Origin of the sequence: Rhizobium sp. BK112 (assembly GCF_014193215.1) — a bacterium.
GTDB lineage: Bacteria > Pseudomonadota > Alphaproteobacteria > Rhizobiales > Rhizobiaceae > Rhizobium > Rhizobium anhuiense.
In genome coordinates this window covers 21894-39874 of the sequence record NZ_JACHYZ010000020.1, presented here as the reverse complement: position 1 = coordinate 39874, position 17981 = coordinate 21894, and the positions used below count along the sequence as shown (strand labels likewise).

At 58.8% G+C, this 17981-nt stretch carries 17 protein-coding genes; 2 read left to right on the top strand and 15 right to left on the bottom strand.

Annotation, left to right across the window (positions count from 1 at the left end; genetic code table 11):
• Positions 1-11: 11 nt before the first annotated feature.
• Positions 12-836 carry a MipA/OmpV family protein gene (locus FHT75_RS32910; RefSeq protein ID WP_183845552.1) on the top strand — a complete coding sequence of 275 codons (825 nt, stop codon included), beginning with the start codon at positions 12-14 and terminating at the stop codon, positions 834-836.
• Here the strand turns inward: FHT75_RS32910 and FHT75_RS32905 are convergent.
• From FHT75_RS32905 to FHT75_RS32855, 11 genes are all read right to left on the bottom strand, one after another.
• Positions 777-2114 (bottom strand): SAM-dependent methyltransferase, encoded by a 1338-nt coding sequence (locus FHT75_RS32905; RefSeq protein ID WP_183845551.1) that lies wholly within the window; start codon positions 2112-2114, stop codon positions 777-779. The genes FHT75_RS32910 and FHT75_RS32905 overlap by 60 nt on opposite strands.
• A complete protein-coding gene (locus FHT75_RS32900) occupies positions 2114-2542 on the bottom strand; it encodes an EamA family transporter (RefSeq protein ID WP_183845550.1) in 429 nt (142 codons plus the stop codon). The genes FHT75_RS32905 and FHT75_RS32900 overlap by 1 nt, the downstream gene beginning before the upstream one ends.
• On the bottom strand, positions 2542-3687 hold the full coding sequence (locus FHT75_RS32895) for a GNAT family N-acetyltransferase (protein WP_183845549.1): 1146 nt from the start codon (positions 3685-3687) through the stop codon (positions 2542-2544). Before FHT75_RS32895 ends, FHT75_RS32900 begins: the two co-directional genes overlap by 1 nt.
• Positions 3668-4483: an alpha/beta hydrolase gene (locus tag FHT75_RS32890; protein ID WP_183845548.1), complete on the bottom strand. Its 816-nt coding sequence runs from the start codon at positions 4481-4483 to the stop codon at positions 3668-3670. The genes FHT75_RS32895 and FHT75_RS32890 overlap by 20 nt, the downstream gene beginning before the upstream one ends.
• Complete coding sequence (locus tag FHT75_RS32885) at positions 4473-5345, bottom strand: fatty acid desaturase family protein (RefSeq protein WP_183845547.1); 873 nt, start codon at positions 5343-5345, stop codon at positions 4473-4475. Before FHT75_RS32885 ends, FHT75_RS32890 begins: the two co-directional genes overlap by 11 nt.
• The gene (locus FHT75_RS32880; RefSeq protein ID WP_183845546.1) at positions 5342-5695 is read right to left on the bottom strand and encodes a permease; all 354 of its coding nucleotides are present in this window, start codon (positions 5693-5695) and stop codon (positions 5342-5344) included. The genes FHT75_RS32885 and FHT75_RS32880 overlap by 4 nt, the downstream gene beginning before the upstream one ends.
• A complete protein-coding gene (locus tag FHT75_RS32875) occupies positions 5692-6645 on the bottom strand; it encodes an arginase (RefSeq protein WP_183845545.1) in 954 nt (317 codons plus the stop codon). The genes FHT75_RS32880 and FHT75_RS32875 overlap by 4 nt, the downstream gene beginning before the upstream one ends.
• A gap of 4 nt (positions 6646-6649) precedes the next feature.
• Positions 6650-8071 (bottom strand): aspartate aminotransferase family protein, encoded by a 1422-nt coding sequence (locus FHT75_RS32870; protein WP_183845544.1) that lies wholly within the window; start codon positions 8069-8071, stop codon positions 6650-6652.
• Between the two features lie 19 nt (positions 8072-8090).
• On the bottom strand, positions 8091-8774 hold the full coding sequence (locus FHT75_RS32865) for an MtnX-like HAD-IB family phosphatase (protein ID WP_183845543.1): 684 nt from the start codon (positions 8772-8774) through the stop codon (positions 8091-8093).
• 121 nt (positions 8775-8895) lie between these two features.
• Positions 8896-10272: an ATP-binding protein gene (locus tag FHT75_RS32860; protein WP_183845542.1), complete on the bottom strand. Its 1377-nt coding sequence runs from the start codon at positions 10270-10272 to the stop codon at positions 8896-8898.
• On the bottom strand, positions 10269-10925 hold the full coding sequence (locus FHT75_RS32855; protein WP_183845541.1) for a response regulator transcription factor: 657 nt from the start codon (positions 10923-10925) through the stop codon (positions 10269-10271). Before FHT75_RS32855 ends, FHT75_RS32860 begins: the two co-directional genes overlap by 4 nt.
• Positions 10926-11443: 518 nt before the next feature.
• On the opposite strand from FHT75_RS32855, the gene FHT75_RS32850 reads away from it, so the two are divergent.
• On the top strand, positions 11444-12013 hold the full coding sequence (locus FHT75_RS32850) for a dihydrofolate reductase family protein (RefSeq protein WP_183845540.1): 570 nt from the start codon (positions 11444-11446) through the stop codon (positions 12011-12013).
• Positions 12014-12142: 129 nt separating this feature from the next.
• Here the strand turns inward: FHT75_RS32850 and FHT75_RS32845 are convergent, their stop codons facing one another.
• The 4 genes from FHT75_RS32845 to FHT75_RS32830 are packed head-to-tail and all read right to left on the bottom strand — an operon-like array spanning position 12143 to position 17960.
• Positions 12143-13978 carry a pYEATS domain-containing protein gene (locus FHT75_RS32845; RefSeq protein ID WP_048338576.1) on the bottom strand — a complete coding sequence of 612 codons (1836 nt, stop codon included), beginning with the start codon at positions 13976-13978 and terminating at the stop codon, positions 12143-12145.
• Positions 13975-15162: a caspase family protein gene (locus tag FHT75_RS32840; protein WP_155295773.1), complete on the bottom strand. Its 1188-nt coding sequence runs from the start codon at positions 15160-15162 to the stop codon at positions 13975-13977. Before FHT75_RS32840 ends, FHT75_RS32845 begins: the two co-directional genes overlap by 4 nt.
• Positions 15159-16730: a hypothetical protein gene (locus FHT75_RS32835; protein ID WP_155295772.1), complete on the bottom strand. Its 1572-nt coding sequence runs from the start codon at positions 16728-16730 to the stop codon at positions 15159-15161. Before FHT75_RS32835 ends, FHT75_RS32840 begins: the two co-directional genes overlap by 4 nt.
• A 6-nt stretch (positions 16731-16736) precedes the next feature.
• Positions 16737-17960: a hypothetical protein gene (locus tag FHT75_RS32830; protein WP_183845539.1), complete on the bottom strand. Its 1224-nt coding sequence runs from the start codon at positions 17958-17960 to the stop codon at positions 16737-16739.
• Between the last annotated feature and the right edge of the window lie 21 nt (positions 17961-17981).

Sequence of the window (17981 nt, the reverse complement as noted above, 5' to 3'; positions counted from 1 at the left end):
GCTGAGCGTATATGGTCTCTTTTTGGAAGGCGTCACCTGCGATTGCAGCCGTTTCCCTGGGACTGACATTGATCGATGCTCACCCGGGAATGAGCCAGGATGCGACATCGGCGAAGAGCCAATGGATCGTCACCTTCGGTGGCTCCGTCGAATATGGTCCGTCCTATGAAGGGTCAAAGCATCTTTCCGTCAGCGGTATGCCGTCCTTTGACGTCAGGCGCTTGGGAGATGCGGCGGAATACAGCGCTCCCGACGACAATATCGACTATGGTCTGTTTGATGTCGGTGGCGTCGAGATCGGCCCGGTTGTCGGTCTGAGAGGCGGGCGGTCGCCGCTCGAAGACTCCGACTTGCAAGGTCTGCGCCGGGTACACTGGAATTTCGATGCCGGTGTCTACTTGCAATATTGGCCGATAGAGGATCGCCTGCGCGTACGGGCCGAAACGCGTCAGGCGCTCTGGGGTGGCGACGGTCTGCTTGCCGATCTCTATCTCGACTGGTTTCAGCCGCTTGGGGATCGCTGGCTTCTGTCTGCCGGCCCGCGCCTGTCTCTCGCGGACTCCACCTATATGCGCAACAATTTCGGGGTTTCGGTCACTGACGCCGCCAGCAACGGGAACGTCGATGCGTTCGGCGCAAGCGGCAGTGTGAAATCGATCGGCTTCACCGCGGCAGCGACCTATACGCTGTCGCCGGCCTGGACCGTGCAGGTCTATGACAAATACAGCCGCCTGGTCGGCGATGCGGCCGACAGTCCGATCCCCTCGAAGATCGGCTCAGCCGATCAAAACGTGATCGGCTTTACCCTCAACCGTTCCTTCCAGATCGGCTTCTAAGCGCCGCGCCGCCGCCTTCTCATAGGCCCCGATATAGTCGCGTGTCACCGGAAGGTTGTCATTACGCTTGGTCAACTGGATCTGGAAAACCACCAGGTCCTCATAGCGGAATGCGGCTTCCGCGCTGGCAAGGTAATATTCCCACATCAGGCAGAAGCGCTCATCGTAAAGCGCTGCAGCCTCGTCCCATCTTGCCATGAAGCGTCTTCGCCACTCTGCCAGCGTCCATGCATAATGGAGGCGCAGCACCTCGATATCGGTGACGACGAGCCCGGCCTTCTCGATTTCCGGGATGATTTCGGACAAGGCGGGAATATAGCCGCCGGGAAAGATATATTTGTCGAGCCACGGCGTGGTGAAGCCCGGCGTCGCCGAACAGCCGATCGTATGCAAGACCATCACGCCGTCGTCGTCCAGCAGTTCGGCGCATTTTTCGAAGAAGGCGCGATAGAATGCCCGCCCGACATGCTCGAACATACCGACCGAGACAATCCGGTCGAAACGTCCCGTCAGGCTGCGGTAGTCTTGCAGCGCAAACTCGACAGCCGCTGAGCTTCCCCCGCGTTCGGCGGCCCGTTTTATCGCGTAGGCATGCTGCTCTTCCGACAGCGTGATACCAAGCACATGGCCACCCCGTGCATGATCCGCCACATGCAGGGCCAGCCCACCCCAGCCGCAGCCGATATCGAGCACCCTGTTGCCGGGGGCGATCTGCAGTTTGGCGGCGAGATGCCGCTTTTTGGCAAGCTGCGCGCCATCGAGCGACTGGTCGGGACTTTCAAAATAGGCGCAGGAATATTGCCGGTCCGCGTCGAGGAAGAGCTCGTAGAGCCGTCCGTCGAGATCGTAGTGATGCGCGACATTGGCTTTCGAGCGCGTCGGCAGATTGCGATGGCGGAAGGTGCGCAACCGGGTGCGGGCACCATCGATAAGCCGGGCGACGAGGGGATGCCTGGCGTTCTGCGCCTCGCGCAACATCATTGCCAGGAAGTCGTAAAGTGAACCACGTTCGACGAGAAAGCGGCGGTCCATGTAGAGTTCGCCGAGCCGCATATCGGCATCGATCAGGAAGGCCCATTGCGCATCAAGATCGGCGAAGCGCACATGAACCCGCTCACCGGATGCGTCACCGAAGGAGAGCAGGCGGCCATTGGACGTGGTAACGTCGAGGCAACCATGCGTGACGATGCGAGAAAGCGCCCGCGCCATGATCCAGTTGGTGAAGGCCGCGGCCGCAGCGCCGATCCTCTCGAAGAGGAAGCCTTGTGATTGCACCATCACCGATCCTTGCCAAGATGCGCGCGGGGCAGGGCGTGCCCGCTGCGGGGGTCATTGACTGCGTGCGTCGCCTCCGATGCGCCGGCGATCAGCCAGACGCCGGCAAGGATCAGGCCGCTACCGACGATCTGGAGTGCGACGACCGGCTCGCCGAACATCAACCAGCCGCTCGCAATGATCAGGACATAGCTGATACCCGAGAGCGGAAAGGCCCGGCTGAGGTCGAGCTCGGCCAGAATGGTCATCCAGACCAAGAAGCAGACAACCTCGACGACGAGGGCCGCCAGGATCCAGTGCGAGGCAAGCGCGTCGTGCAGCAAGGTCGCTCCCTCGGCACCGTTCAACTGTACGGCGCCGAGCTTCATGAAAATCTGAAACAGCGTATTGAGAGCAGGCACGGCAAGCCATGTCAGGCGCATCGACGTCATCACTTGGCTTGCTCCGCGGAAAAAAGCGGGGAGACAAGCCGCAGCAATGTCTGCAGCACGGGATTGCGGTGGCGGAAAAACATGGTGTTGGCCGTCAACTGGCTGCCGAGCCGCACCTTGTTTTCATAATATGCCTGGCCGCTCTGGTAACGGCTGAGACCGCTATCAAGGCAATAACGCAGATTGGTGAACCAGCTCAGGAAATAGAGATTGTACGGCCGTCCCTGTTCGCCATCCATGCAGAAGAACTTGTCGATCGCGACGCGATCATCATGAACGATAAGATTGGCAGCCATCAGTTCGTCCTCGACAAAATAGAGGACACAGAACGAACGGCCGCGCATATGCGTCAGGATCCCCTCAAAATAGGCGGGCGTCAGCTCTTCGAACTGCCATTCGCTGCGATTGCGTGTATCGTGGTAGAGCGCCATGATCCGCGTCAGCACGTCGCCCACATCCGTTCTGATTTCGACCCGGACGGCGTCGAAGGACTTCATCTTGCGCCGCATGTCCTTGCGCGTGCCCGCAGACAGCCGGGCCATGTATTCGTCGATCGTCTGAAAATCGACATCGAGCCAGGCGGATGGCAGGCCGCCGATTGCGGCATAGCGCCGTTTTGAAAACACGGCGCCGAATTCCAGGGCGACCGGCGCGGGAATATCCTTGATCCCCATCAGCGCGCAGCCTTCCCGAGCCGCGAGACTTTCGAAGGCGTCGAGCAGCTCGCCGAGCAGTGCTTCACGACGTTCCTCCGGCACTTCGGCATGAAAGCCTATGACGCCGTTTTCGGTGCACGGCGAGCCGAGGCAGGCAAGCCGCAGCACCAGGAAGCCTGAAACGTGTTGTCGCACGCGGCGGATCAACCGGCGCGGCAACCCCTCTTCCAGTGTCGTGTCTAGCGGATAAGGGCAGAGGAACGCCGGCATGGCGGCGCTGATCCTTCCGTTCTCGACGATCGCAATGTAGCGCCAATCGAAGTCACCGATGCCGGCGTCTTCGATCGCAAGCAGGCAATCATAATCTTCGACCTGGCCGCGGTAGCAGGCATTCCAGGCTTCGCGGCCGATGGCGCGGATCGTGTCGTAGACCTGTGCGACCGGCTCGCCGTCTTCGGCGGGAAATTGTCTATAAGCGAGCTTCAGCATGGCCTGCCTCAAAGAAATTGGCCGTGAATTCCGCGACCTGTCGATGCTGACGGTCGAGATGGATCATGTGGTAGCTGTCCTTGATCCACTTGAGTTCATGCGGCCCGCCGATGTGATCGGATATGTAAAGCGCATGCCGGGGGTTGCTAAGATCGTCCTCTTCGGCGTGGAGGATCAGGGTTGGCGTCTGGATCTCCGGCAAGGTTCCGCGAAGCGCCTTGCCCAATCGATACATCTCGACGATGCCGCGGCCGGGGAATTTGTCGAGCATGCCTTCGCCCGCCATGTCCTCGACCAGGCGGCGCATGCGATCATCCTTGATGCCGAGCGATTGGTTTTCCCTGAAATTGAGCCGGTCGAGAAACGGCACGCGCGACAGCCAGCCTATATGCGGCGACAGTATCGTATAATGTCGCGGAACGTCCCAGCCGTCGTAGTGGAAGCAGGGCGAGTAGATCGCCACCGCCTTGATCAGGTCCGGCCGGTGCTTGGCGGCCAGCAATGAAAGCTTGCCGCCGACGCAGATGCCGGCGGCAAAAACCGCTTGCGTGCGCTCCGCCAGGAATTCGGATCCACGCACGACGCTTGCCAGCCAGTCTTCCCACTGGGTACGGCGCAGCGTCCTGATGTCTTCGCCATGACCGGCGAGCAAAGGCGCGTGAACGCTGTAGCCGCGCCGGTTGAGCTGGCGCGCCACGAGCTTCATTTCGGCCGGGGCGCCCGTCAGGCCGTGGATCAGCAGCACACCTTTGCCATTGGTTCCCGGCAGGAAGAAGCTCAACTGCTCAGACCTCATGCCGAAGCTCCATCTCGCGGTTTTCCGGAGCCATGAAGCCCAGGGCGTGGCAGGTGCTGATCACATGCGTGCCGGCCTTTTCCTGGTCTTCCCTGATCTGTTCGTGCAGTGCCGCAAGCTTCGTCCAGTGGGTGCGCGGCCGGTAATGATGTTCGGCATGGTAGCCATTGCCGAACCAAAGCCAGTTGTAGAACGGCTTGTGGCTGCTCACGCCCCAGGCAATTGGTTCGTCCGGATCGCCATGCAGGTGTTCGTAATAGCCGTTGAGCGACGATAGGCAGTTGCCGGCGTAGTAAAACGGCACGAAAAACAGCACCGCCTTCCAATCGTAGATCAGCGCGATCGCCGCCAGGCCGAGGAAGGCCAACAATTCGAAACGGCCCCATGCGGCGTCGAAAGGACGGTTCTTGGCGATCGCCTTGTGAATATCGCCGAGACTGTCGCGGAAGAAGCTCTTCAGCGTGTAGGACCAGACATTCTCTGGCTCGCCGTTCTGGCCATGGCGGTAGATCGACAGGAGATCGATCGTACCGCCGTTTTCATCCGGCCGGTCGCTGTTGCCGGAGTGATGGCGCATGTGCACCCAGTGGTAATAGGTCTGAGAAAAACCGATCGCCACCGACTCCAGTAGGCCGAAGCCGTAATTCATCCAGCGCGGCTTGAAATAGGGCGTGTGGATGAAATTGTGCGAGATGCTGTTGATGTTCCAGGATATCGATACGGCATAGAGGCAACCCAGGATCGCGGAGACCCAGAGCGGCCGGCTTTCGAAGCCGACGATCAGGTAGATGTCGAAGACGAGATGCGCGAAGGCCGCAAGCACGGGGGCGGCATCCCATCTGGTATGAGCAAAGATTTTCATAGTCCGGTTGCTCCCACGCAGGCCACGCCGGCGGCAATGAGAAACACGCCAGCCGCGTGGCGAAGGTTGATAGTTTCCTTGAAGACGGCGGCACCCGCGACGACGGTCCCGACATAGCTGAGCGCCATCAGCGGAAAGGCGATGGTCAGCGGCACGCGGGCGAGCACCGCCGTCCAGGCAAGCAGTTCGATCGCCCAGAAGGCGATGCCGAGCCAGGTCAGCGGTTTGGCCAGGGTTGCCAGAACGGCGCTGTCGTTGGCCGCCTGCTTGAAGCAGACCTCGCGGGCGGTTTCGGCGACCACGCAGAACAGGATCAGGCCGAACATCGGCAAGGTGAGGCCGCCGGTCATTCCATCAATTCCGCCAGGACTTCCAGCAAGGCGTGATTTGCGGCGCTGTTGATGTTGCGCACGGCGTCCGTCGCCTGGCGCAGCCGCGGCTGATCGATGAAGATTTCCGCCTGCTTCAGGAGCCGGGTCGTGAGGCCGCCGGCGTAGCTCGGCACCGAATAATCGCCGATGACGTCGGCGCCGACGACGCGATGGCGGCTGCCGATCTCGCTGATCAGCGCCATCAGATAGGGCAGGCGCATGCGACCCTGATCCCAGTTGGTCACGGCATCATCGGCGGCAAGCACGTCCTTGTCGATCGTGAAATAGACCGCCTCGGTGCCGATGCGGCTGAGGATCAGGTCGACGAAATTCTCTTCGCCGATCTCGGAGATGGAATTCCAGTACAGGGCGCGCCCATCCTGCCGGTAGCTGGCGCCGCTGCCGTATTCGGCAGAGACGCGGCTTGGTGGATGCTCGTAAGGGTAAAGCTCAAGCTTGCCTTCCCTCAGCCCGCGCAGATTGGCGCCCTTGCGTTCGGGGTTGCGCAGATCGTGGCTGCAGACGCCGACCGTGACGACCTTCTCTATCCTGGGGTTAGACAGGGCGCTGTTGATCCACGAGCCGCAATGCATGCCGCCCTCGAAATTCACCCAGTCCGGGTGATTGTCGAAATGAATGAGAGTGGTCGAAACCGGTCGCCGTTCGAGGGCCGTATCGAGAAGCAGAGCGGTCACGTGGTGGAAATCGCCCGAGCCCATGAAGGCAAGCTGCGGTCCCCTGCCTCGAGAGGGCAGTGACCGGGAGATATCCCGGCCAAGGTCGGTCAACATCTTCTGCCTGCCCCACAATCTGATTGCACTGCCGCCCCGCTTGTCGACATGGTGGCACGCGCCTGCAAGCGTGCAGGTGCGCACGAAGTCAGGCTGCAACTCCAAAGCATCGTCGAGATGAAGGAGGAGAAGCTGCACCGTGCTACCTCCGGGCCGCGCGCGTGAAGAGCTGGTCGAGCAGCGTCAGCGCCAGATCGATCTCTTCGTGTGAGATCAGCAGGTTCGGCGCCAGGGTGATGACGTTTTTGTGGTAGCCGCCGACATCGAGAACGAGGCCATAGACCTTGTTGCCGACCTGGAGGTCGCCCTTCATGCCTTCGTCGCAAAGCCAGTCCATCGTCGCCTTGTCGGGCGTGAAACCGTCTTCCTTGCAGATTTCGCATCTCAGCGCCAATCCGAGCCCGTCGACGTCGCCGACGATTGCATGGCGCTTCTGAAGCTGCTTCAGGCCATCGAGGAAATAGGCGCCCTTGGCCATGATCGCCGCGCCGAAATCCTCCTCTTCCAGCATCTTCATGGTTTCGAGCGCAACGGCCGTTCCCATCGGATTGCTGGCAAAGGTGGAATGGGTGGAGCCGGGCGGGAAGACGGTCGGATTGATCATTTCCTCCCTGGCCCAGACACCCGAGAGGGGGTTAAGCCCATTGGTGATCGCCTTGCCGAAGACGAGAACGTCGGGCGAGACGCCGAAATGCTCGATCGACCAGAGTTTTCCGGTCCGGTAGACTCCCATCTGGATCTCGTCGACGACAAGCAAGATGCCGTGCTGATCCAGGACCTTCTTGAGTTCGGTGAAGAAATTCATCGGCGGAATGACATAGCCGCCGGTGCCCTGGATCGGTTCGATATAAAAGGCCGCATATTCGGCACTGCCGACCTTCGGATCCCAGACGCCGTTATATTCGCTTTCAAAGAGGCGGGCGAACTTGCGCACGCAATGCTCTCCGTATTCCTCCTTCGACATGCCCTTCGGGCCGCGGAAGTGATAGGGAAACTCGATGAATTGCGCCCGTTCGCCGAAATGGCCGAAGCGGCGGCGATAGCGGTAGCTGGAGGTGATGGCCGAGGCGCCGAGGGTGCGGCCGTGATAGCCGCCTTCGAAGGCGAACATCAGGCTTTTGCCGCCCGTATAATTGCGCACCAGCTTCAGCGAATCTTCGACTGCCTGCGAGCCGCCGACATTGAAATGAACGCGCCCCTTGCGGTCGAACTTGCGCTCGGCATCTTGGGCGATCATCGTCGCAAGCTCGACCTTCTCGCGATGCAGATATTGCGAGGCGACTTGCGGCAGCCGGTCGAGCTGCCGATGCACGGCGGCATTCAGCCTCTCGTTGCGATAGCCGAAATTGACGGCGGAATACCACATCTGCAGATCGAGAAACGGTGTCCCCTTTGCGTCATAGACGTAGGAGCCTTCGCATTCCTCGAAGAATTTCGGTTCCGCCGCGTAGTGGACCGTATCGCCATGCGAGCAATAGGTCTCCTCCAGAACCCGCAGCTCGGCTTCCGACTTTTCGGTGAGCGCGGTGTTTTCCTTGAAGGCGTCGGCGTTGACAATGTTCATAGTGAACCTCTCGGTCTGGTTATGCGATTGAAGATTGGAGCAGTGCGCGGGGGGCCCGCGCGATGCCGGGAAGGACGGCTTGCATCCTGGGGATCAAGTCGGTGAAATCATCGAAGGCGATGTAGGAAATGCCCTGGTCGCTGCAGTATTCGGCGAGCTTGCCCTTGGCGAAGACGAGACCGGCTCGGCCGGAGACGCAGAAATCGCTCCGTCCATCGCCGATGTAGATCTGCCGCTCGATGCCGCCGATGACCTTGCATTTGCAGACGCCCGAACCTGCCGAACAGCCGGCTGTCGCCGCCGAAGGTGCAAGCGCATAGGTGTCCTGACCCTCGACCCCCCGATGGGTCAGGATATTGGCGATGACGGGCAGATCCCTGATGCCGTTCAGCGCAAGGACGTGGCGAATGAAATAATCGACGCCGTCGCTGACGACGGTGACCGGCAGGCCGCTTTCGCGGCAGTAATCACGGAAGGCCACGAAGCCGGGATCGATTGCCACGGTGTCGAGGAGTGCGTCGAGCTCGTGCCGGGTTGCCCGGATGAGGGGGATCTGGCGGCGCATGCACTCGGCTGACCCGATCCGACCGTCCTTCCATTCCTGCTCGATGTCTTCCCATTGCGAACCCGCAAAGCAGGACAGGACGATATCAGTCACATCCCGAATGGAAATCGTACCGTCAAAATCGGAAAATATTTGCATCCAGTGGCCCTTCGACTTGATCCGCGGCTGTGTCTACCGGGAGTCGATGAGGCAAGGCTGAGGGCAAAATGATGCGAAAATGAAAAACGAGTGGGCGGCTACAGCGCCTCAGTCGTAGCCCTCAGTCTTTGGGCAGGCGCAATTCGACCCGCAGGCCGTTACCCCAGGGGGGTGTCGAAAGCGCTATCGACACGGAAAGGCGCTCGGCGGTATCGGCGACAATCGCAAGGCCGAGGCCGGCGCCTTCGGCCTGCAGCGTGTCCAGGCGATAGAATCGCTTGAAGACGGCCTCACGCTCCTCCTCGGGGATACCAGGTCCGCTGTCGCTGATCGAGATCAGCCAGAAATCCGCCTCGGGCTCGACCATGACTTCGATCCTGCCGCCGACAGGGGTGTATTTGATGGCGTTATCCAGGAGGTTGCTGATCATCACCTGCAGCAGTGACTCGTCTGTACGCACCTGAGCCGCTTCCGCACCCTCCAGGGAAACATCAAGATCGCGGCTGGAGATGATCTTGCCGAAATCCGCGAGCGTCGATGCGATCAGCCGATAAAGTGAAACCGGCACCAGATTGAGTGGATGGTGGCTCACACGTGCCAGGCGCAGCAATTGTTCGATTAGGTGCATTGCCCTGTTGTTGCTGGCCACCAGATCCGCGATGATCGGCTTGCGTTCCTGTTCGCTGTCGCTCTTGTCCAGCATCTGCAGGAGCAGCTTGACGCTTGCCTGCGGCGTGCGCAGTTGATGGGCGGCAAGATCCGAGAAACGCCGCTCCAGCGTCAGGGAGCGGCCGAGCTTTTCGAGCAGATGGTTGATCGAACGGCCAAGCGGCAGGAGGTCCCGCGGCAGATCCTCGACGAGGATGGCCGAAAGGTCGTCCGGCGAGCGCGTGCGGATCTGATAGACCAACCCGTAAATGGCGCGCAGGCCGCTGCGGATCCCAAGCCAGATCAGAAAACCGATGACCGGCACCAGAATGAGTAGCGGAAAGAAAAGGTTCAGGAGGATGTTGGAGACCAGCGTCTGGCGCAGCGAAATCTTCTCGCCGACTTCCATGATAATGCCGGAATCGGGGATCGGCAGCGAATAAACGCGCCAATTCTCTCCCTTATAGGCCAGGTCGGTGAAGCCGACCTTCTGGTACGGCACTTCGGGCGGGAAGGCGGTGCTGCTATAATACATAATCTTGTCGTTCACCCAGGCGCGGAACATATGCGCATCGGCGTAATCGTCGGCGTCTTCATTGAAGGCAAGCTGGTTATCCATACTGAAATCGATGTCATCGACTTGCTGCGGCGTGCGATCAATCGAATGCTTCAGCCGATAATGTAGCAATCTCCACAACACGTTCGCATCATTGATGAGCTGCGCGTCGTAGATGTTGTTGATCTCACGCGTGGCGCTGTTGAAAGCGAAAGCGCCGATCACCACGATCGCCACCATCACGACAGGCGCGATCCTGAGGAAGAGCTGGCGCGTAAGGGTGGATGTCCTCATCGTTCGATCATGTAACCGACGCCGCGGATGGACTTGATGAAGTCGGTGCCGAGCTTCTTGCGCAGATTGTAGATCGTAACCTCGATAGCATTGCTTTCAACCGTGCTGTGGGCATCATATAGCGCATACTCTATGTCGTTCTTCGTCACGTATCGGCCGCTGCGCTCCATCAGCACCTTAAGGAGGTGGAATTCCTTGGCCGTAATATGCAGCTGCATATTGGCTTTTCGTGCGACCATCGCCGACGGATCTACCTCCACATCGCCGCACCGCAACAGGCTTTCCGTTCGCCCGTCGCGGCGCCGAATGAGCGCTCGCAGGCGGGCAAGCAGTTCATCGAGGTCGAAGGGCTTGACCATGTAGTCGTCCGCTCCCTCATCAAGACCTTCAACCTTGCGCCTTATCGCATCGAGAGCTGTCAGCAGCAGGATCGGAACGGTATTTCCGGCCCGTCGCATTCCTTTCAGAACGTCGATGCCGCTCAGGATCGGCAGGTTGATGTCGAGGATAACGGCCGCAAAATCGGAATGCTCCGCCGCTTCCAGGGCCGACTGGCCATCGCGCATCCAGTCAACGCCAAAGGCGTGTTTCTCCAGCGCCCTTTTAAGCGACGAGCCGAGGATACTATCGTCTTCAACAAGCAAAATGCGCATGTTCACTCATCCTTGATACACGCAGGGCACTCATGCGTGTCCTGGTTTGATGCGATATGCCATAAGCGTAAGATCTTTTCTTGGCACCAATTTGCCACAGGCTGGGTGCGGAACATCGTCGTCGGTAGCGTGGAGAATTTGGAATTCGTCAGATTCCATAAATACCTTTTACGCCACTGGCACTGAAATAGCGGGCCAACGAGCTTGGCACGGCGAGGTTTTTCGAGGCCAGCGTCCGGCTTGTTACGTTTGTGTTCACGTTCTGGGCGGAGAAGATCGCGCAATGTATCGACGGGTGCACACAAGCCGAAGTTGGGAGGGCGGAAAGCAGTCCTTAGCAGCGGTTTCATTCACCTTGCGTGGCTGCCAGCATCTGCTGCGGATAGATGCCGCGCATCACAGAGTAGTTCGGACGCTTCAAGAGACCGCTCCGAGTTATTTTTTGCCAGATGTAGATTTGACCGACACTGATTCGTCATGAAGGCTCAACCTCAACCGATCGGGCACGGAGAACGCAAATGACCAAGGTCGCTTTCAATATCAGCATGTCGCTTGACGGCTTCATTAGCGCAGGTAACCAGACAATGGAGGAACCACTCGGCAAGAACGGCGAATTTCTTCACGAATGGTTCTTCAACGGCGATGCAGAGGGCGATGCATATGTGCAGCGCCTCACCAGCAATGTTGGGAGCGTGATCTGCGGGCGCAAATGCTATGACGACTCGATCCCATACTGGGACGAGAACGGGCCGACGGGGCCGTTAAAGCTGCCGCTTTTCGTCGTCACCCACCGGCCGTTACTCGCTTCGCACAGCACTGGAATCTATCACGCGGCTGGGACAATTCCCGACGCGGTGAAGCAGGCGAAGTCGGCGGCCAGAGGCAAGGATGTGAGCCTCATGGGCGGAGCCGACGTCTTTCGCCAAGCACTGGCCGGCGGGCTTGTCGACGAGATCGAGTTGCATATCGTGCCGGTGCTCTTTGGTGCTGGGACTCGCCTGTTCGACCCCAATCAGATCAAGCTTGAGCCCACCAGCATGCTCGACACGCCACTCGCTCGGCATATCGCCTATCGCATTGTGAAGTAAGCGAACGCAACCGCGGAGGAAATCGCCGGGTTAGTAGTTCGAATCCTTTCAAGGCGATAGATTTGCTCTAGCGACCCGGCGAACAGCTACGGCGCCAATCTGCATGTGTTCCTAGTCGACCGCAGGCCGTCACCTGTCGCGGATAATCGACGGAGCCTGCGAAAGCTCGGCGAGATTTAGCTCCAGCTCAGCTTTATATTTCGGAATCCAGACGCCCACTGTAAACCCGCCATATGCTTCGGTTGACAGAACCGCCCGCCGGCCACGAAAGAGGACTCTCAGCTGCGCAGGCGAAAATGTAGGATGAAGGAAGAACCATACGCTGTCGCCAAGTGCGATATCGATATTCTGGTCCGCTTCGACAACAAGATTGATCTTAGTCCAATCCTCGTCATCCGTTCTTGCGAAGGTCGCGGTCACGGAAAATCCTGCCGTAGCAGCTTGTCCGCCGAAGCGCCCCTTGTTGGGGTCATTTCTCGGCCCCGGCTGGCGCGACAAGGCTGGGCAATTTTCGAAGGAGCGATCGCCGGTTGGCGGGGAAAAGGCCAGGTCCCCAACCAGTTGTCGGCGGCGCGAGGACTTTTGTCGCCCTTGCCCGTTCCCGAGCGAGACCCTGCCTGAGGCTATGCGGCCTTCGAAAATTATTGACGTGTCAGGCCGACGAAGGAGGCCAGACGACTTTCGGTCTGGGACTAGAAGGCCATTCCGGAGAGCTTCCTGATCGCGACGAAACCAGACAAACGTCGCGCCGCTTTTTTTCTGCAGCATTAGTTCACGCTTATATCGACTGAACATCCGGTGTACGGCTTTTGCGATCTCCGGATCGCTAATCTTCTCGGCGATGCGTAGCTCGTTGAGGCCCGAAATTAGCTCTGAGAACAGTTCGTCGGCATAGGCATAATACGGAGAACCGGCCGCTTGTGCTTTTGCAAGCCGTTGAACCGCCGTCTTCACCGCCTTTTCCTGTACAGCCCCGGCGCTACCCGCCTGCGTTATGGCATAGTGGGCGGCAACGACCTGAGCATCGAACGCAAAAATTGCGCGGTCAGCGAGGTTCACGATCCAATCGTAGTTTGCGTCACCGAAAATGTCGGGGAAGCGCGTCGAAAGCAAGCCGACAAGAATGGCCGACCATGGATCGCCTTCGAACGGACCATCAGACTCCAGCTGCAGCTTTGGCATGATCTTGTCGCGAATGACCTTGGCCTCCTCGGACACGCCGGCATGGAGGGCCCGGACAAGCGCCCGCAACATCGGATCAGCCGGGACAATCTCCAGGCTCACATCGGCCGAGGAGAGGGCCGATGGGGTGATGCTGATCGTGGTCCCGCCGCGATAGAGCGGCACAAGCGCCCGCTCGACCCGGCTTCCTTCGATCGCGACCGAGACGCGAACGCGGCCAGCGGCCCATGCGGAACCTGCTGCTTCGTCGAAAAGTGAAATGTCGAGACGGCTGCCTGCAAGTTCGGCGTGCGAGTGGCCGCTGAACGGCCCGAAACTTTCCCTCCGGCCCGATCTCTCTTGAGAGAGGCCGACGGACAGCTTGCGTTCTTTGAAATCAACTTCGTCTGTTGCCAGCTTTTCGACACTGGCCGTGACTGGAAGCGTCACGATCGCGCTCGGTTCCATCCCGAAAAACTGGGTCTGCTGCCGATCGAACTTCGCGTGGAGTTCACTGCCTGCGCTCAAAAATGCGGTATTGCTGCCCATCGACGAAAGCGCCGAAAAATACGGCAATGTCAGCGTATTGGCCTTTCCCTCTTCGACGTTGAAGATGACGCTCTGGGCAGCCACGCCAGCGGGACTGATCTCGACCACGTAGGGCCCCGGGCTGATTTCGTCACTTTCAAAGACGCGGTCGCCCGGTGTGGCTGTCCATTCCGTGAGCGTTCCGCTCCGATTGGAGATGCGGACTGTCCCGATTGACAGATCGGCAGGAGCTTCAAGATAGAGCGTCGTTTTCATGTCACCGTCACCACATGGTCGAACATCGGTTGGGATGGAATGAAGGGCGTTGCGTACCGCGCTGCATTGTTGACGGCAACGGCATAAAGCGCATCACGGGATGCCGGCACCAGCAGCCGCCACGCTTCGGGACTGCGTTGCTGCCTGCTTTGAATTTTTGTCGCTTGCTGTTCATTCGAAGGGCAGATGTGCAGATCGTAGTCGACGATCCGGGCCTCTGGATCGGTCATCACGACAAGCGGGATCTCTGCCTGCGGGTGCCGGATGATGGGAAAGAAATCGTTGGGCGTCACGGGGCAGAAGGGCTCGAACGGCTTTTCCTTCCAGTCCCGAAAAAATGTCTGCTTGAGCTTGCGAAGATCCTGATAGAGGGAGATGGGGTCTACGACCCAGCCGGCTTTCGACCAGCGTGAGGACGACCCTTGAAGGCCTTTCAGGATCGTCTGCGTAAAGCGTCCAAAACGCACCCCGCTGCCGTCATCGGATGGTCCCTCGAAACCGAGCGACGTTGCATCGTGAGCCAGTTGCGCTTCGGATGCAGCGCACAGGAAAGACACATTGTTGCGCGTTGGCTCGAAAAGATTCGGAGGCATGTAAAATCGGCTGTCGCGGGCATCGCTCAGCTCCAGCTTGGTCACGAACTCGCCGCAAGCATCGGAGAACATAAACGCGCAGCCGAGGCTAGGCATGCGCCGGAGCGATTGGGCAAGCGCGCCGAGATTGAGGTGAGCCCAGGGCTCGATCTTACTCTTGTTGAGATCCTCAAGAAAGAGAACCGGCTGGCCACCATAAACGGCACCGTGACCGCAGCAGTAGAAGAAGGCGACATCGCCGGGACGGACCCGCTCAAGCCAGTCGGTGCCAGCCTGCTTGACGCGCTCGGACGTTGCTCCGTCGACGAAAGGCCCCGGGTTCCATCCGTAACGGGAGGCTGCGTCAGCCGGATCCGAGATCAGCACGTCCAGGCTTGATAGCCTGGCGACGAAGTTGTCCTTGTTATCGAGCAACCAGCGACAAATCAGTTTCGCGCTGTCGGCAGCGCTAGGCAGGTCATCGACAGCGCGCAGCTCCGGCAGGCTGCCTCTCCCGGCCTTGGCGTCCGGATAGGCCCCAACGCCAATCACGAGCGCATGCATTTGTGGCCCATCGATCTCTTCGATCCGCGTAATTGGAACGAGCGTCATTTTGCGATAAGAACCCCGTGTTTGATGAGCCGGGCACGAAACCGCGCATAGAATTGGGGCCGCGTAAAATATGCCGAATGCGCAGCCATCAGCCCCGTCACTGAATCGAACTCGACATCCTCGACATCCTTGAAATGGCCATCCGCACGGAAGGCGAATGGGTCGATCGGATCGAAGACATTGTACCAGGCCCCGACGCAGTCGAGTTTCAGACGCTCTCCGGTCGGATTTTTCTTCTTTGCGATGAGCTCGAGTGCGGCAAAGAAGCCCGGCTGCGAGCCAACGGTAAAGAAGACCGCGACTTTGAAATCGTCCGGTAGGCCGGCGCCTTTCGGATCGGAAAGAATATCTGTGAGGATCACTCCGCCGAGACTGTGTCCAACGAGTACGACCGGCTCCCCCTTGGCCTTGGCAGCGACATAGGCGGCTTGGAGGTCTTTCAGAACGATGGCACGGATTGCCTCGCGCGTTTCGCCCTCGTTGAGATAGACGAACACATCGCCCAGAAACACGCCAACGGCTGGCGAATAGCTCTTCAGAACTTTCGAGCCGACGGTCGATACCGCGTTCTTGACCTTGTCGGTCGCCGCGGTGACCGCTTCTCCGATCTTGCTAACGAGGCCGAAGGCGCGCGGTTCGTCGTCATTCCGCAGACGTTTGGCGATTACAACCTCGTCCGGGGTTCCGGCGAAAAGGCTATCGGCCCGGTCTTCGTCGATGAGGTTTACGGCTTTTTTGAAAGCGGCGACTTCCTCGTCATTCAGTTGCCTCGCCTCCCGGTCCGCAGTATCGACCGCCCCACTCAGAATCGCATCGATTGCGGTGACGGGACTCTGGCTGCCAATGGCGACGATTGAAAGGTCATTGCCGGGTACCGTCTGACCAACACCGTCCTGACCGCCCGCCGGCCTGTCGATGTTGAGTGAAAATGAATTGTCTGCTGACGCGGTCGCAAAGACGCTTTGGTCGATGGTCGGGCTCTCGCCACCCCAGTAAGGGTTCAGGATCTGAACATTTGCATTTTCAAATACGGTATCGGTAAACAGGCGCGTGCGATTTCGAACGGTCGTATCGTAATCCACACCCGCCCGCGTCGCGACCCCATGTACAAAGACTAGCTGAGTCAATGTCCCCTCCAGTTTTACGATTGGCAGCAATAAAATAATACTTTGAGTATTCATCGGCGGGACGCAAAAAGCAACTGCCGCGCGCACGTCCGGGAAAAAATACGAGGTTACCAACTGGGCTGATCGGCAGGGTCCCCGCATGCGGTCAAAAGCCACTACTGGAAAGAAATTCGCCAGTGCGCCTTCAGCTCGGTCAAGACCTTGACGCAGACCTCCTGCTGATTGAAGAGTATTGGTTTGCACAATGCCATGAAGCTGCTGTAGCGGCCGTCCGGGTGAGCGAGGTGCAACAGCTTGCCCAAGCGAGCACAAGCTGCAGGATGGGTTGCGTTCGCTCGGAATGGCCATGCCTACCGCCGCCAAAGCATCGCGCAGTCTCTCGATAAGAGCGATCATGTCCATCAAATGGAAGATTTGGCTTGAGCAGAGGCTATCAAACACGCAGCCTCACGTCGCGCACCTCCCTGAAGCCGAGACCATTAATATCCACCGCGCGACCTCATGAGCGATTGATTCGTCACGCACAAGCACGGAGTGTCGAAAACGAAACCTGCTCCATGCTGGAGCAGTCAAGGCGACGCGCTTTCTGAATACCTTACTCGAGGAATAGAATGGCGTTCGGGATACGCTGATTCGGCTGCTCAGAGCAGTCGGCAGATCGAACAAGCCGAACGCCGCTCGAACCAGAAAAAGGTTTGCAATCCAACGCGAGATCAGCAGCGCTAAGGGGAGGATGGCTGACGCCGGGAAGAAGAACATCCCGATCAACAAATCCGATCGTTCCGGCCTACAGACTCTGCACGGGGGAATAGGTGTTAATGCACCACGCAGGCCGAAATCTCCAAAAACGGACTTGATCACCGCGAGCTTGAAGTCGATGTAGATCGGGAGCCAGCTGAAAATGAATGCGCCGGCTGCTGTTACCCAGACGGCCGCTAAGAGAACTGCCAGAAGCGCCGTCGCAATCTTCAGTATCCAGTAGGCCTCATCAAACAAGGTGTAGACGCACAGAACATGTCCAGTGGGGAGGCAAGTGTTGGTGAGCGTGACGATCTTCTTGTCACGGACGTTCTGTTGCAAGCGAGGAATTGCGGACAACAACCACCAGATCAGAGATCCAAACATACTTGCGAGGATCACGCACATCGGCGCCAACAAAACGATTGCAACCAGAGCCGCCAAAAGTTGAAGGATCGGATAGGTTCGAAAAAAGATGTCGGCTTGCGGAATGAGGAAGCCAAACGTTGCATCTAATGCCGACGCTATAAGATATATGGACCAACTCATTAAGGGAAGCGCCATGAGACCGGCGAACCAACTGACTTCGGTGATCTTCGTTTTCACCCTAATGAATGGCGTACCAATGAAGATCTGCTTAACGTCTTGCGCGAAGTGAGCATCGGAGGCTTTCAATGCAACATTGCCGCCGTGGCTATGTGAGACGAGATAAAGCTCAGAGGAGCTGGCCAACGCCCCAGCGATTTTTCTCTGTAAGATCAACGATCCGGCGTAACGGCTCCGGAAGGTATTTCTTGCCGTCCAGTGCAATTCCTTGATCTCAAACTGCTTTGCGTGGAGACGGTTGCGCAACGTCTCATAAAGAACCGACCCCGGATCACACCAGTCAGCATTCGGTTCGAAAGTGCCATGCACAAGGCCTACGCGCTTCATTGTAAGCTCCCCGCGGATCAA